The following is a 14,949-nucleotide window of genomic DNA, read 5'->3' as shown; positions in this document are numbered from 1 at the left end:
AGTACATCGTTCTACCTACCCGGCGCGGCCCCGCCGCTGGTACGGTGTTCGCCCAGTCACGGTCTGAAAGGTGCCCTCGGGTGGCGGTGCGCAAGAGTCCCGGTAAGCCGACGATCGCGGACGTGGCGGCGCTGGCCGGCGTCTCGGTCTCCGCCGTCTCCAAGGTCGTCAACGGCCGCAGCGGCATCTCCGCCCCCACCCGCCAGCGAGTGCTCCAGGCCGCCGAGAAGCTCCAGTGGTCCCCCTCGGCCACCGCCGTGGCGCTGCGCGGCGCCCGCACCCGGGCCATCGGCATGGTCTCGGCCCGCTCGGCCGACGTGCTCGCCACCGACCCGCACTTCTCGGTGCTGATCTCCGGCATCGAACGCGCCCTCGCCCCCGCCGACTACGGCCTGCTGCTGCACATCGTCGGCGAGGAGCCCGACGCCGAGGAGCGCGCGTACCGGCGGCTGGCCCAGGACCGGCGCGTGGACGGCGTCATCCTCACCGAGAGCCGCATCGGCGACCGCCGCTTCGAGCTGCTGCGCCAACTCCGGCTGCCCGCCGTGCTCGTGGGCGCGCCGTGGCGCGAGGACCCCGTGGTCTCCGTCCAGTCCCCCGACCAGCACGCGGGCATCGAGCAGGCCGTCGACCACCTCTGCTCGCTCGGCCACCAGCACATCGCGTACGTCGCCGGGCCCGAGGACCGGGTGCACACGGTGCTGCGCCGCCGCGTCTTCGAGGAGACGCTCGCGCGCAACGGCCTGGCCCCGGTCCACGTCGCCAGCACCGGCTTCACGCCGCGCGATGCGGTGGCCGGCGTCGAGCGGCTGCTGAGCGACGCCGCCCCGCTGCCGCGCCCCACGGCGATCCTCTTCGCCAACGACACGATGGCCGTCGCGGGCCTGAGCGCGGCACGCCGCATGGGCTTCGACGTCCCCCGGGACCTGTCGGTCATCGGCTACGACGACCTGCCGCTGGGCTCGATGGTCCACCCGCGGCTGACCACCGTGTCCCAGGGCCTGACGGAGCTGGGCCACGCCGCCGCCACCGAGATGTTCCGCCTCGTCGACCCGGACGTCGTCGCCGAGCGCCCGGCGGCGGAGCTGCGGGCGCCGCGCCTGGTGGTGCGGGAGTCCACCGGCCCGGCCCCGGCCCACCGCGCCGGGCGGGTCCCGGCGCCCCGCTAGGCCCTGCCCAGCTCGGCCCCGTCCAGCGTCGCCCGCCCGCAGCCCGCCGCCTCACAGCCACCCCTGGCGTTTGAACGCCGCGAAGAGCGCGATCGTCACCACGACGATGACGATGGACGAGGTCGCGAAGCCGGCGCGCTCGCCGAAGCCGGGGAAGGGCAGGTTCTGGCCGTAGAAGCCGGTGATGGCGGCGGGGACGGCGATGATCGCGGCCCAGCTCGTGACCTGCTTCATGATCTCGTTCATGCGGTTGGCCTGGATGGCGAGGTTCGTCTCCATCACCGACCCCACCAGGTCCCGCAGGGACTCGGTCCACTCCGTGGCCCGCAGCACGTGGTCGTAGACGTCCTGGAAGTACGGCAGCAGCGGCTCGCTCACCACCCCGAGGCCGGGGCGCATCAGGGCGTTGACCACCTCCGGCATCGGGAGCACGACGCGGCGCAGGCGGACGAGGGACTTGCGCAGCTGGTACGCGCGGTGCTGCACGTCCACGATCTGCGAGCGGCGCTCGGCGAACAGCTTCTCCTCCACCCCCTCGATGGCGTCGTCGAGCCGCCGCACCGAGTCGAAGTAGCCGTCCACGAGGTGGTCGAGCAGGCCGTGCAGCAGGAAGCCGACGCCCTGCGCGCTCAGCTCCGGCGCGTCGTCCCAGCGGGCCCGGACGGCGTTCATGTCGACCCCCTGCCCCCGGCGCACGGTGATCAGGGCCCGCTGGGTGAGGAAGACGCCCAGTTCGGTGGTGCGCAGCGCGCCGCTGTGCCGGTCGATCTCCACCTGGTAGGCGCTGAGGAACTGGTGGCTGCGGTAGTGGTCCAGCTTCGGGCGCTGCTCCCCCTTTCCGGCGTCCTCCAGGGCCAGTTCGTGGATGCCGAACGCCGCGCCGATCCGCTCCAGCGTGCGCGGGGACGGCTGGTACAGGTCGAGCCACACCACGGTCGCGGGGTCGGCCAGCCGGCGGGGGATGTCCCGGATCGGGATGTCCTCCGCGACGAGCGAGCCGTTGCGGTACAGCCGGTTATGCGCCATTCACCCGACTTTAGGCCTCCGTCAGGCGGTGCGGGCCAGCCACGCCCGGAGGTCCGCCGGAAGCCGCGCCATGGCCGCCTCGTACAGGCCCAGCTCCTCCGCGTCGAACCGGTCGTGCCACTGACCGCTCCGGCCCTTGCGGAAGAGCTTCCAGTCGGGGGCGGACTGCGCGAGCTGATCGGGGATCACCTCCTCGACCCGGGACTTCATGGTGTCGAAGGTGCAGGCCGCGACCAGCTCGGGGAAGCGGGCCTCGTCGACCGGGATGCCGAGGAAGGCGCTGACGCGGCGCATCTGGGCGTCGAGGTCGTCGAGCATCTCCTGGTAGTGCAGGAAGAGGATGTTCGGCTCGTCGCGGTGCTCCCACCAGGAGGCGAGGTGGTGGGTGGGCGAGTTGTAGGGCCAGCCGTCCGACTCCCAGGGGAGGGAGCTGCGGGTGAAGTAGTCCCGCCAGTAGGTGTGGACGTCGTCGGTGACCTTGGGGGACTCGGGGGTGTGCACGTCCTCGCCGGCCGGGGTCACGAAGTCGATCTCGGCGTCGTTCAGGCTCAGCGCGTGGCTGTGCGTGGAGAGGGCGGCGTCCCGCAGGTCGCGGCCGACGACCAGGTAGGAGACCTCCTCGTAGACCGGCAACGCGTCCATCGGCAGGTGCGTCTTGATGAAACGCCGGTGCTCCTGGCCCGCGAGCCCCTGGAGCATGGCGTCCAGCGGCACGAAGGTGGCGTCGAGCCAGGGGCTGATCTCCAGCAGCGGCGCGGGTAACTCCGGGCTCTGGAAGACCAGCACCGACACGATCCGCTGCGTCCAGGTGGTGCCGACCTTCGCCGGGGTCGAGACGACGATGTCGCCGGGGCGCGGCTCGTACCGCTCCCAGCGCGTGCTGTCGGTGTAGAAGGTCCGGTACGCGCGCCGCGGGGGCCACTTCGGGCTTATTGACTTGTCCATACACGGCAGTGTGCGGTGGCCGTTTAACACTGCGCAATGGCGCCTTAACGGGGGTTCATGAAACGCGCCGAGTGGGGCAGCGGGAACCTCCCCAAGGCCGAGCACGCCCGCCGGGCATACGACGCGGGCCCGGCCCGGCCCACCCCCTGAGCGGGGCGGGCCGGGCCGGGCCCGGTCACAAGGGCCGCCGCCCTGGCTACTCCGTGGCGATGGCGTTGAGCACGTTCATCCGGCCCGCGCGGAACGCCGGGAGCAGGGCGGCCAGCAGGCCGACCACGGCGGAGCCGATGAAGACGCCGATGATGGTGCCCCACGGGATCTCCAGGACCGGCATGCCCTCCAGTGCCAGCAGTTGCTGGCCGGCCGCGCCCCACGCCATCCCGAGCCCGAGGCCCAGCAGCGCGCCGAAGAGCGCGATCACGATCGACTCCAGCCGGATCATGCGCCGCAGCTGCCGCCGCGAGAGGCCGATGGCGCGCATCAGGCCGATCTCGCGGGTGCGCTCCACCACCGACAGGGCGAGGGTGTTGATCACACCGAGGATCGCCACGATGATCGCCAGCGCCAGCAGGCCGTAGACCATGTTCAGCAGCATCCCGACCTGACTCTTTATCAGGTCCTTGAACTCCGCCTGGTCGTTGACCTCCATCTGCGGGTACGGCTCCATCGCCGCGTCCACGGCGGCGCGCGCCGCGTCCTTGTCCTCGTCCGAGGTGCCGGCCGCCGAGGCGAACATCATGATCGGCAGGCTCAGCTTGTCCTCGGGCACGTGCGACCGGGCGGTCTCGGTGCTGACGTACCACGAGCCGTTCCCGACGGCGCTGTTCTCCGACAGGATCGTCTGGACGGTCAGCGTCGCGGTGTCGCCGTCGTCGAACGCGACCGTCAGCTCGTCGCCGATGCCCACGCCGTGCCCGTCGGCGGTGTCGGCGCCGATGGCGATGCCGCCGGGCTCGAACGCCGCCGCGAAGTCGCCCTGCACCACGTCCGAGGAGAAGTCCTCGGCGTAGGTGGGGTCGGCCACGCCGATGGTCTTCTCGGTGGTGTCGCCGTCCGGGAGGGTGACCTCCGCCTCCGCGTCGCGGAACTCCGTGACGTGGTCGAGCTTGCCCTCGTCCACCAGGGACGTCAGCGCGTCGCCGGCGTTGGGCTGGATCGGCGTGAAGTTGCTGGTGTTGATGATGTAGTCGGCGCCCAGCGACTCGTCGATCTCCTCGGTGGCCGAGGCCACCATCGAGGAGCCGACCACCGACAGGCCGGCGACCAGCGCCAGGCCGATCATCAGCGCGGAGGCGGTGGCGCCGGTGCGGCGCGGGTTGCGCAGCGCGTTCCGCTCGGCCAGGCGCCCGACCGGGCCGAAGCCGCGCAGCAGCACCGCGCTGATGGCCCGCACCACCAGGCCCACCAGGGCCGGGCCGACCAGTATGAGGCCGATCAGGCTGAGCAGCACGCCCAGCGCCAGCGGCCCGCTCCCGGCGGCGGCCTCGTCGGCCGCGGCCGTGCTGGCCAGCGCCGCGAGCCCGATGAGGGTGAGCGCGGCGCCGATCCCGGCCCGCACCCGCCCGGCCCGCACGTCGCCGGGCGTGCCCGCGTCGCGCAGCGCCGCCATCGGGCTGATCTTCGCGGCCCTGCGGGCGGGGATGTACGCCGCGAGCAGGGTGACGATGACGCCCAGCACGATGCCGGTGATCGGCACCGAGGGGTCGATGGTGAGGTCCTCGGTGGACATGTTGATGCCGAGGGCACCCATCAGCGCCATCAGGCCGACGGCCAGGCCGATGCCGACGAGGAAGCCGATGATCGAGCCGAAGACGCCGAGCAGCAGCGCCTCGATGAGCACCGAGCGGTTGACCTGGCGGCGGCTGGAGCCGATGGCCCGCATCAGGCCGATCTCGCGGGTGCGCTGGGCGACCAGCATCGAGAAGGTGTTGACGATGAGGAAGATCCCGACCAGGAGCGAGATGCCGGCGAAGCCGAGCAGCACGTACTCCAGGATGTCCATGATCTGGCCGATCTCGTCCCGGTTCTCCTCGATGTACTCGTCGGCCGTCTGGAGCTTGTAGGTGTCGGCGCCGATCACGTCGGCGACGCCCGCCTTCAGCCGCTCGTCGGTGACGGAGCCGTCGGAGTCGACATAGACCTGCGTGTACCGGTCCTCGCCGTTCAGGGCGAACTCCTGAGCGGTGGGCAGGTCGGTGTAGACGAGGGTGGCGCCGGGGTTGGTGACCTGGAACTCGGCGATGCCGCTGATCGTCACCTCGTAGTCGCCGGAGATGGTCAGCAGCCGCAGCGGGTCGCCGGCCGCCAGGTCGTGCTTCTCGGCGGTGTCGGAGTCGATCATCGCCTCGCTGGAGCCGGAGGGCGCCTGGCCCTCGGTGATCTCCATGGTGCGCAGCTCGATGTCGCTCCAGCTGGCGAGGATCGTGGGCCCGCCGGCGCTGGGGCCGACGTTGTCGTTGTCCTTGTCGACGGCCGTGACGAAGGTGGAGGCCACCGTCCCGGTGACGCGCTCGACGCCCTCGACGCCCGACACCTCGTCGGCGACGCCGGCGGGCACGCTGTCGGGCACCCCGGTGGACGAGCCCTCGTCGAAGGAGCTCTCCTCTTCCTCCTCGAAGGGCGCGATCATCACGTTCGACGCGGACTCGGCGAAGAGCTTGTCGAACGTGGAGTTCATCGTGGCGGTGAAGACGAGCGTGCCGCAGACGAACGCGACCGAGAGGACCACGGCCATCCCGGAGAGGACCATCCGGCCCTTGTGGGAGAAGAAGCTCCGCAGGGAGGTCTTCAGGACGGTCACGACACCCGCCCCTGGGCGTCGAAGCTGCGCATGCGGTCCAGCACCCGGTCGGCGGTGGGGTCGGTCATCTCGTCCACGATGCGGCCGTCGGCGAGGAACACGATGCGGTCGGCGTAGGCGGCGGCCACCGGGTCGTGGGTGACCATGACGATGGTCTGGCCCAGCTCGTCGACGCTGCGGCGCAGGAAGCCCAGCACCTCGGCGCCAGCGCGGGAGTCCAGGTTGCCGGTGGGCTCGTCCCCGAAGATGATCTCCGGCCGGGCGGCGAGGGCGCGGGCCACCGCGACGCGCTGCTGCTGGCCGCCGGACAGCTCGCTCGGCCGGTGCTTGAGGCGCTCGGCCAGCCCCACCGTGGAGATGACCCGGTCCAGCCACTCCTTGTCCGGCTTCCGCCCGGCGATGTCCATGGGGAGGGTGATGTTCTCCAGCGCGTTCAGCGTCGGGAGGAGGTTGAACGCCTGGAAGATGAAGCCCACGTTGTCGCGGCGCAGCTTGGTCAGCTTCTTGTCCCTCAGCCCGGTGACCTCGGTGCCGCCGATCCAGATGCGGCCGGAGGTCACGGTGTCGAGCCCGGCCAGGCAGTGCATCAGGGTCGACTTGCCCGACCCGGAGGGGCCCATGATCGCGGTGAACGCCCCCCGCTGCACGTCCAGGGTGACCCCGTCCAGCGCCATCACCTGGGTCTCGCCCGATCCGTACGCCTTGACCACCTTTTCCGCCCGTGCGGCGACGGCTGTGTTCCCACCACTGCCCCCGGTCGTCGGATCCACTACAGCCGTCGTCACGTTCTTCTCCTCAGCCCTTGACTCGTTCCGGCGTTGTCGGTGCCCACTCAGCCTAGAGAATCCACGGCGCCGACTCGTCGTGCCGCAGGACGAGCCGGGGGGTAGCCCAAAGTCGCACGCGCCCCTAGGGGACGCCCCACCAGAGGACCACGATCCGGCGGGTGCGGGTCCGACCCAGGCGTGACGCCGTCCGCGTGAACCCCGTGAACCCGAATGGCCCGCGATCAGCAATTCATGAAGCACCCACCGGATTCGCGCGCGAATCGCGCGCGAATCGCGGGATTCTCCGGCGAGAGGCGCCCGGCGCGGATCCGGTGACCTATGGCGAGTTCGGCTTGCGAGTTCGGCGTTCCACCTTCGCGCTCATGTCGGGGAGTTGTCGGGGAGTTTCAGCAGGGCGCCGCCGCCGGCATTCCGGCGGGCGCGGCGGAATGCAAGCGGCGGCGTGAATTCCTCGCTGGTGAGGGCCCGGGAAACGCGCCGGGGACCTCGCCGGCGCGCGACCCGCCGCCGTGTCCCCTCATCCCGCACCACCGCCCGAGGCAACCAGGCGGTACGCTGCTGTGCCGTGCGGGGGCGCGTCCCCGCACGTCTGCCCCCAAGGACACGGGACGCGAGTCCCGCTGAAGGGACTCAACGGATGGGAAGCGCTGCACCTCGCGCCGTCGTGCTCGCAGACTCGGACAGCCGCTGGAAGTGGGCTGCCTTGGTTGCCCGGAAGCTGGCACCCGACTACGCCATTGACGCGCGCTTTCTCTACACGTCGACGACCCCGTCCGAGCGGCAGATCGCGGAGGTCGGCGTGGTGCCCGACACCAGCCGCGTCGTCACCTACGGCGAGCTCGTCGACGACCCGGCCGTGGCCGAGGCCGACCTGGTGATCTTCGGCACCATCGGCGGCACCGTGCTCACCCTCCTCCACAGCCTGGGGATGTCGTGGGACGGGAGGCCCAAACGCCCCATCACCGTCTCGGGCTACGTCGGCGTGGTGTACGAGAACCTCGTCGACGGCCTGCTGTTGCGCATCGGCTCGGACATGGTGCTCGCCAACTGCTCCCACGACGCCCGGCAGTTCCGCGAGATCTACGCCAGCGTCGGCGCCGACCCGGACTGCGTGGTGGAGTCGGGGCTGCCGTTCATCGGCGGCGACCCGCACGACCCGTCGGCGGTCGGACGCGACCGGCCGTTCACCGTCTGCTTCGCCGTGCAGCCCACCGTCCCCAACACCCGCGCGGCCCGCCGCCAGATGCTGGAGAAGCTCCAGCGGCACGCCCGCCTCTTCCCCGACCGCGAGGTGCTGATCAAGCTCCGCAACCGGCCGGACGAGGCCGTCACCCACATCGAACGCCACTCCTACCAGACCCTCTTCGACGAGTTGCCGGACCCGCCGCCCAACCTCAGCGTGATCTACGGCGACATGGGCGAGGCCCTGGACCGCACCGACCTGCTGGTCACCGTCAGCTCGACCGCCGCGATGGAGGCCATACACCGTGGCATCCCGACGGCGATCCTCACCGACTACGGCGTCCGGGAGGCCCACGGCAACCACTACTTCGTGCACTCCGGCTGCCTGGCCTCCTGGTCGCAGCTCGACGAGGGGCTGGTCCCGAAGGCCGACCTGGCGTGGGCGGCCAGCCGGGGCATCGGGCAGCGCGACCCGTTCCTGACGGCCCGCGCCCGGCTGCGGCTGCTGCGCTCGCGTCCGACGCTGCCGCGGGTGCGGCCGTACTACACGCCGCAGAACGCCTCCGACTACCTGGAGTCGCTGCTGGGCAGGCGCGGCCTCGGGCTCAGCGGGCGCCCGCTGCCGGTGCCCGAGCCCGTCACGCCGACGGCGACGCGGCGGCTGATCCGGCGCACCGCGGGCGGCCTGTACAAGGTGGGCCGCAAGCGGGTGGCCCCCGTGATCCGCCGGCTGGCCAACGGCTAGGATCGGCCACACGCACGTCAACCAGCCGCGTCAACATGAGGGCCCAGGTTCAACCGGGAGAGCCAGGAGAGCCAGTGAAGCGCCGCAGCAGCCGCACTCGCCGCAGTCGCAGCCGTAACGCCGCCCTGTCCGTTTCCGCCGCCGCCCTGCTGGCGTCCGTCCCGCTGCTCAGCGGCTGCTCGACCGACGCCCACCCGGGGGCCGCAGCCGTCGTCGGCGAGCAGCGGATCTCGCTGTCCGAGGTGCAGTCGCAGGTGGAGACGGTGCGGGACGCGCAGCGCGAGCTGCCGGAAGCCGACGACCTGATCGCCCGCTCCAACACCCTCACCCGCGAGACCGTCGCCTTCCTGGTCCGCATGGAGGTCGTGGAGCAGGCGGCGGCCGAGCAGGGCGTGGAGGTCACCCGCCGCGACGTGCAGCAGGCGCGGCAGCAGGCCGAGGCGAGCGTGGGCGGCGCGGAGGAGCTGCGGCAGTCGGCGCTCGTCCCCGCCCAGGGGATGCCGCTGGCCGGGGAGCAGATCGACATGGTGCTCCGCAGCAACCTGCTGATCTCGGGCATTGCCGAGGCGATCGGCGCGGGGGCTGACCCCGAGGGCCAGATGCGCGTCACCCGGCTGCTGACCGACACCGCCGAGGAGATCGGCGTGGACATCAACCCCCGGTACGGGGAGTGGGACGCGCAGGCCTTCTCGCTGACGGAGAACGAGCTGCCGTGGCTGCGCGTCACGGAGGACACCGCCGCGTAACCGGAGTGTCGGTGCCTGCCGTTACGCTCGACGCGTGACCGTTGATCCTTCCTCCGCGCCTGATGGCCCGCCCGGTGCCGCGCCCGGTGCCGCGAGCGATCCCGGGCGGATCGTGCTGCTGACCACCAGCCACCGGGTGGCGCCCGGCGTGCTGTCCTGGCCCGCGTGGCAGGCGTTGCGCGAGGCGGACCGGGTGCTGGTGCGCGACCCCGCGCATCCGCAGCTGCCGTTCGTGAAGGAGGCGGGCGTCGCGGTCGAGGTGGCCGCCCCCGGGGCGAGGGAGCTGGTGGCGGAGTGCGCGGGCGGGCGCACCGTCGTGGTGCTCGCCGGCGCCGACGGCGAGCCGCGGCTGACAGGCGAGCTGGCGGCGCTCGCGGGCTCGGGCCGCTCCCCCGCGCTGCCCGCGCTGGAGCTGCTGCCCGGCTCGTACGACCTGCCCGGCGCCCGGCTGCTCGACCTGGTGCAGGTGATGGACCGCATCCGCGCGGTGTGCCCGTGGACCTCGGTGCAGAGCCACGAGGACCTGGTGAAGTACGGCCCGGAGGAGATGTACGAGCTGGTCGAGGCCATCGAGGCCGGGGACCGGGAGGAGCTGCGGGAGGAGCTGGGGGACGTGCTGCTCCAGGTCGTCTTCCACGCCCGGATCGCGCAGGACGACGCGGAGGAGCCCTTCGGCATCGACGACGTGGCCGCGGCGATCGTGGACAAGCTGATACGCCGCCACCCGCACGTCTTCGGCGACGAGCGGGCCGAGACGGCGGAGGACGTCGAGGTGCTGTGGCTGCGGGCCAAGGCGGCCGAGAAGCGGCGGGAGTCGGTGACGGACGGCGTTCCCCTGGCGCAGCCCGGGCTGGCGCTGGCGGCGAAGCTGGCGGGGCGGGCGCGGGCGGCGGGACTCGATATCCGGCCGGCCGGGGACGGCTTCGGCCAGCGCCTGCTGGAGCTGGCGGCGGAGGCGGAGGCGGCGGGGGTCGACCCCGAGACGGCGCTGCGGACGGCGGCGCGGGCGTACCGCGACGCGATCCGCGCGGCGGAGGCGGAGCGCTAGCCCTCCGGGGGCGCCGCCCCCGGCCCTCCGTTGGGCGGGGAGAAACCGGGGGCTATCCCGTCGGGAGGGCGAAGAGGCGCGCGACCTCGGACGTGTTCTCGCGGGTCACGCGCAGCAGCTCCCGCTGCCGCTCGTGCACGTCGGCGACGGCGTCCGCGTGGTCGTCGAGCAGCCCCGCCGCCCGCTCCGTCAGCTGGTCGGCCAGGTCCGTCGCGTGGACGGAGACGCCCCACCGGGGGCGTTCGACGTCGGCGAGGAAGTACGCCATCTTCGGGTGCGAGATCAGGCTGATCGCCGGCGTGCCGCAGCCGAACGGGATCATCGTGGCGTGGCCGCGCATGCCGATCACCAGCCGGACCCGGCGGTAGACGTCGAGCAGCTCGGCGTTGGGCAGGTCGTACAGCGGCTCGACGGGGATGGTCAGCCCGTGCTCGCGGCGCAGGTCGTTGACGAAGCGCTCGTCGGAGGGCGAGTGCGGGGCGTACCGGACCTCGGTGCGGGCGCTCAGGCGGCGGATGGCCTCGGCCATCTGGGCCAGGAAGTGGCCGTAGTCGTGGCCGAAACGCAGGCCCGCCCGGTCGTAGGCGCAGTTGAGGAGCGTCACGTCGAGGCGTTCGCCGTCGGCCGGGTCGGACCAGCCGGGGATCAGGTGGCGCAGCACGGTCGTCGGGCAGGGCTGGAAGCGCACCCGGTCCCGCAGCTCCGCGGGCAGCAGCTCGCGGACGCGCTCGACCGAGCCGCGGTTGCGCAGCCCGAAGAAGCCGGCGTGCCCGACGACGGCGGTGAGGCTTTCGGCGAGCCGCGAGGCGCCGAAGTGCTGCCCGTCGAAGACGTTGAAGCCGACGGCGAAGATCGCGAGGGGCGCGGTGATGCGGCTGACCATCTCCTCGGGGATGTTCCACTGCCATCCGCTGTTGCCGTTGGGCCAGGTGTCGGGGAGGAAGAGGCCGCCGCCGCCGACGATGACGCCGCGGCGGGCGTTGAGCTCGGCGAGGACGGCGTCGGTGACCAGCCGGTGGACCGGCACCGGGTGCCAGCGCGCCGGGCCGGTCTCGGGGCCGAAGCAGCGGCGTACCGCCTCGGGCAGCACCTTGTCGCCCGCGTTGTCGCGGCCGTCGGCGTGGAGCGCGACGTGGGCGACCTGCTCGGCGGGCGGCGCGGCGTTCTCCGGCGGGGCCTTGGGCCCGGTGCGGCGGTGGATGGTGCGCAGCGCGGCGTCGGTGGGGTCGGCGTCCAGGCCGCGCCGGGCGTGGGCATGGGCCTCGGCGTCGGCGCCGCGCAGCCAGGCGAGGCGGGCGAGCTGGAGGTAGGCGCGGGGCGCGACCGCGGGGTCGGCGGCGGCCAGCGTCAGGTGGGTCTCGGCCTCCCCGTAGCGGGAGACGGCCATCAGCGCGCTGCCGAGGGCCTCCTGGACGCGGGCGCGGCGCGGGTCGGCGGCGGCCGGGGTCAGCACCTCGACGGCCTCGTCGTAGCGGCCCTGCTGGTACAGCACGCTGCCGACGGTGCGGGCCAGGGCGGCGTTGGGCTTGCCCCCGCGCGAGGCGCCGGCGAGCAGCGGCAGGGCGCAGTGCAGCAGCAGCGCCGGGGCCTTGGCGCCGGGCAGCGCGCAGTACGCGGCGTAGAACTCCAGCTCGGACGGCTCGGACGGCTCGGAGGCGTCCGCTGCCTCCTCCACCGCCCCCTCCGGCTTGTCATCCGGCACGAACGGCACGACCGGGCGGCGGTCGCGCAGCAGTTCGGCGATGTCGCGGCGCACAGGCGTGTCGGTGTCGAGCGCGATGACCGTGTCGTAGTCGGGGTCGCCGCCCGGCCCGAGCGAAGCGAGATGGGGGGCCGCGCCGCCGGGCGGCCCCTCGCCGGTCTTGCGCGGCACGATCCGCGGGTGGAGCCGCCGGGCCGGGTCGAGTTCGGCGTCGTCCAGGCCCGGGTGGAGCACCAGGAAGTCCTCGCAGACGCCCGGGTTGGACAGCGCGAGGGAGCGCAGCAGTGCCGACAGCGCGGGCAGCCGGTCGGCGTCCGCGTACGCCGCGAACGCGATCCGTCTCTTCCCGGTCACGTTCACGGTTCCCTCCGCCTCACCCGATACTCGCCGATACTCGCCCGGTGCTCGCTCGATGCGCGCCCGACGCTCTCATGCCGCAGTGTCCCCCACCGTAGCGGTGCAGATGTGGCCAGGGCACAGCGAAGGTGAACGCCGGGCGTCCGGCGGGTGACCAGCCGTCCCTGGCGTCATGTGCCGTCCGCCGTGCGCAGGCGTTCGGGCGCGGCGCCGGTCAGCAGCGTGGTGAGGGCGGCATGCACGTCGGGCCCGAGAAACCAGTCGCCGGAGTGGTCGACGCAGTAGACCCGCCCCTCGCGGTCGATGGCCAGCAGCGCGGTGCCGCCGCCCTCGCCCTCCTCGCCCAGCGGGCACAGCTCGGTGCCGAGCGCCTGGCCCAGGTCCCCGAGGGTGCGGGTCCAGTGCAGGCCGCGCAGCGGGTCGATGATCAACGGGCTGGGGGCGTAGGCCACGCCGGGCCCCGTGGGGTGCAGGCGCATGCTGCCGAACTCGGCCCACACCTCGAAGGCGGCGGGGAAGAGGGTGTGCGGGTGGCCCAGCGGCGAGCGGTACGCGCTGAGGGCGTCGGCCCACTGCTCGGCCTGGGCCGCGTGCCGGCGTCCCGCCCGCCACCCGGCGTTGGCCAGCGCCTGCTCCACCGTGCCGACGGACCAGGGCCCGCCCGTCGCGAGCCCGCCGCCCCAGGTCTCGGTGCCGGGCATCCCCCACGCCGCGGGCCCCGCCCCGGTCGCCGCCGGGTCGGTGCTGCTGAAGCTGCGCACGCCGAGGCGGGCGAGAAGCACGGTGCAGGGGCGGCAGTGCGGGGCGTACGCGCCGTGCTGCGGGTCGCCGTCCTCCCGGATGTGGCGGGTGGTGATGCCGGAGCCGTCCAGCGCCCGCCGGGCCTCCTCCAGCGTCGCCGCCCCGGCCCCGGCCAGCCAGCGGGAGAGCAGGGCGGCCTCGGGGCAGCGTCCGATGTGGCGTTCCCGCTGCCCGGCGCCGAGGTCGTCGAGGACGTCCCGGACCACGGGGTGGAGCTCGGGCACGCCGACGGCGCGGCTGGCGGTGCCGGTCAGCGGCTGCTCGCGGGAGGGCAGGGACAGCGCCGCGGCGGTGGTGGGCAGGATGCCGTCGCGGCGGTGCCGCAGCAGCGGTACGGGCCGGGCGCCCGCGGAATCCGCGGCGCCGGGGCCCGCCGTTCGACTGTGAAAGTCCGATATCACGCGCGATCGCACTCTCTCCCCCGTGCGGGACCACTCCCGCGCTGGGTAGCTTCCCACACGGCTCCCCCGGCGGCCCAGGCGCGTCCCGGACCTCCTCGCAGCCGGCTCACGCCTGGCCGACGCCTGGCCCATGCCTGGCCCACGCCTGGCCCACACGGCTGGCGGGCGGGGGCCGTGCCACTCCCACGGCGACCCCATAGGCTGTCGGGAGCAGCGGAAACGGAAATCGGGGTATCAGGGGGCGTAACGCCATGACGACAGGTCGGCTCGGACAGCAGGCTCACCAGGCCGCGCCACCGAACCGCGCCTACGCCGGGCAGGTTGTGCAGTTTCCCGACCCGGTGCGGGCGGCCCGCTACCCGCACGGCGTGCGGGTGGACGCCGGCGGCTTCCCCGACTTCTCGCCCTACGCCAGGGCCGCCGCCGAGATCGCCGAGCCGCCCGAGGGCTTCGGCATCGACGAGCTGCGGCTGACCGACTACGTCTCGGCCAACGCCGCCCTGCACGCCGCCGGGCACGAGCTGTGGGCGGACCTGCCGCCCGTCGCCACCCCGCACGGCTGGACCTGGCACCACGTGGCCCGCACCCGCCGCCTGGAGCTGGTCCCGGCGGAGGTGAAGGCGTTGCTGCGCCACCACGGCGGGCTGGCGACGACGGACGTGGACCAGAGCAAGCGCGGCACCCGGCCGCTGGCCGACACCCGGCCGGTGCACTTCGGGGTGCCGCACACGGTGGCGGTGGCCGAGGACCGGGTGCGGGCGGCCGAGGACAAGCTGGGGTACCGGCTGCCCGAGGCGTACCGTTCCTTCCTCAAGGCGGCGGGCGGCTGCGCGCCGGTCGGCTTCGCGCTCGACGCGGAGCTGGGCCTCCTCATCGACCAGCCGTTCTTCACGCTGCGCGAGGAGGCCGCCGTCAACGACCTCGTGTACATCAACAAGTGCCTGCGCGACCACCTGACCAAGGACTACCTGGGGGTGGCGTTCGTGCACGGCGGCATCATCGCGGTGAAGGTGAAGGGCGAGGGCGTCGGCACGGTGTGGCTGTGCCCGTACGACGACGCGAGGGACCGGGACGGGCTGACGATCGAACGGCGGGTCGGCGAGCTGCTGATGCCGTGCGGCGCGGACTTCGACGCTTTTCTGCTGCGGCTGGTCGGCAGCCCGCCGGAGCTGGAGACCGTCGCCAATCTGATGGTGGACGGCGGGTTCGCCCACGCCGTCCCGGTGCGGAGTGAGTGAG

11 protein-coding genes and 1 pseudogene are annotated in these 14,949 nt (G+C 73.1%); 5 read left to right on the top strand and 7 right to left on the bottom strand.

Annotated features, from left to right (window positions below):
- The first annotated feature begins 80 nt into the window (after nt 1-80).
- Nucleotides 81-1,169 carry a LacI family DNA-binding transcriptional regulator gene (locus tag ACTWQH_RS17865; RefSeq protein ID WP_443287585.1) on the top strand — a complete coding sequence of 363 codons (1,089 nt, stop codon included), beginning with the start codon at nt 81-83 and terminating at the stop codon, nt 1,167-1,169.
- Nucleotides 1,170-1,220: 51 nt separating this feature from the next.
- Here ACTWQH_RS17865 and ACTWQH_RS17860 read toward each other — a convergent pair whose 3' ends face one another.
- The 4 genes from ACTWQH_RS17860 to ACTWQH_RS17845 form a co-directional block, all read right to left on the bottom strand.
- Nucleotides 1,221-2,195 (bottom strand): magnesium transporter CorA family protein, encoded by a 975-nt coding sequence (locus ACTWQH_RS17860; protein ID WP_443287584.1) that lies wholly within the window; start codon nt 2,193-2,195, stop codon nt 1,221-1,223.
- Nucleotides 2,196-2,216: 21 nt separating this feature from the next.
- Nucleotides 2,217-3,140 carry a sulfotransferase domain-containing protein gene (locus tag ACTWQH_RS17855; RefSeq protein WP_443287583.1) on the bottom strand — a complete coding sequence of 308 codons (924 nt, stop codon included), beginning with the start codon at nt 3,138-3,140 and terminating at the stop codon, nt 2,217-2,219.
- Nucleotides 3,141-3,336: 196 nt separating this feature from the next.
- The gene (locus tag ACTWQH_RS17850; protein WP_443287582.1) at nt 3,337-5,940 is read right to left on the bottom strand and encodes an ABC transporter permease; all 2,604 of its coding nucleotides are present in this window, start codon (nt 5,938-5,940) and stop codon (nt 3,337-3,339) included.
- The gene (locus ACTWQH_RS17845; RefSeq protein ID WP_443287581.1) at nt 5,937-6,725 is read right to left on the bottom strand and encodes an ABC transporter ATP-binding protein; all 789 of its coding nucleotides are present in this window, start codon (nt 6,723-6,725) and stop codon (nt 5,937-5,939) included. Before ACTWQH_RS17845 ends, ACTWQH_RS17850 begins: the two co-directional genes overlap by 4 nt.
- A gap of 640 nt (nt 6,726-7,365) precedes the next feature.
- On the opposite strand from ACTWQH_RS17845, the gene ACTWQH_RS17840 reads away from it, so the two are divergent.
- From ACTWQH_RS17840 to ACTWQH_RS17830, 3 genes are all read left to right on the top strand, one after another.
- A complete protein-coding gene (locus tag ACTWQH_RS17840) occupies nt 7,366-8,655 on the top strand; it encodes a DUF6716 putative glycosyltransferase (protein ID WP_443287580.1) in 1,290 nt (429 codons plus the stop codon).
- Between the two features lie 74 nt (nt 8,656-8,729).
- Entirely contained in the window at nt 8,730-9,401 is a 672-nt protein-coding gene (locus ACTWQH_RS17835; protein ID WP_443287579.1) for a SurA N-terminal domain-containing protein, read from the top strand.
- A gap of 34 nt (nt 9,402-9,435) precedes the next feature.
- Entirely contained in the window at nt 9,436-10,449 is a 1,014-nt protein-coding gene (locus ACTWQH_RS17830; RefSeq protein ID WP_443287578.1) for a nucleoside triphosphate pyrophosphohydrolase, read from the top strand.
- A gap of 52 nt (nt 10,450-10,501) precedes the next feature.
- Here the strand turns inward: ACTWQH_RS17830 and ACTWQH_RS17825 are convergent, their stop codons facing one another.
- The 3 genes and pseudogenes from ACTWQH_RS17825 to ACTWQH_RS17815 all read right to left on the bottom strand — a co-directional run.
- The gene (locus ACTWQH_RS17825) at nt 10,502-12,505 is read right to left on the bottom strand and encodes a polysaccharide pyruvyl transferase family protein (protein WP_443287577.1); all 2,004 of its coding nucleotides are present in this window, start codon (nt 12,503-12,505) and stop codon (nt 10,502-10,504) included.
- Nucleotides 12,506-12,678: 173 nt separating this feature from the next.
- Entirely contained in the window at nt 12,679-13,209 is a 531-nt protein-coding gene (locus ACTWQH_RS17820; protein ID WP_443287603.1) for an SUKH-3 domain-containing protein, read from the bottom strand.
- A 72-nt stretch (nt 13,210-13,281) separates the two neighbouring features.
- Nucleotides 13,282-13,842: pseudogene (locus ACTWQH_RS17815) on the bottom strand (YwqJ-related putative deaminase); the annotation flags it as partial.
- A gap of 119 nt (nt 13,843-13,961) precedes the next feature.
- Here ACTWQH_RS17815 and ACTWQH_RS17810 point away from each other — a divergent pair.
- Nucleotides 13,962-14,948, top strand: coding sequence for an HNH endonuclease (locus tag ACTWQH_RS17810; RefSeq protein ID WP_443287576.1), 987 nt, complete (start codon nt 13,962-13,964; stop codon nt 14,946-14,948).
- The last annotated feature ends 1 nt before the right edge of the window (nt 14,949 follow it).

The sequence above is a fragment of the Streptomyces sp. 6N223 genome (assembly GCF_052246635.1).
Classification (GTDB): Bacteria; Actinomycetota; Actinomycetes; order Streptomycetales; family Streptomycetaceae; genus Streptomyces.
The sequence above is the reverse complement of the archived record's forward strand: the minus strand, read 5'-3'. Positions and strand labels throughout refer to the sequence as shown.

Coding starts and splice junctions, on each gene's coding strand:
- ACTWQH_RS17860 (WP_443287584.1), bottom strand. CDS start 2,195: ATGGCGCATAACCGGCTGTACCGCAACGGCTCGCTCGTCGCGGAGGAC.
- ACTWQH_RS17820 (WP_443287603.1), bottom strand. CDS start 13,209: ATGCCCGGCACCGAGACCTGGGGCGGCGGGCTCGCGACGGGCGGGCCC.
- ACTWQH_RS17840 (WP_443287580.1), top strand. CDS start 7,366: ATGGGAAGCGCTGCACCTCGCGCCGTCGTGCTCGCAGACTCGGACAGC.
- ACTWQH_RS17855 (WP_443287583.1), bottom strand. CDS start 3,140: ATGGACAAGTCAATAAGCCCGAAGTGGCCCCCGCGGCGCGCGTACCGG.
- ACTWQH_RS17810 (WP_443287576.1), top strand. CDS start 13,962: ATGACGACAGGTCGGCTCGGACAGCAGGCTCACCAGGCCGCGCCACCG.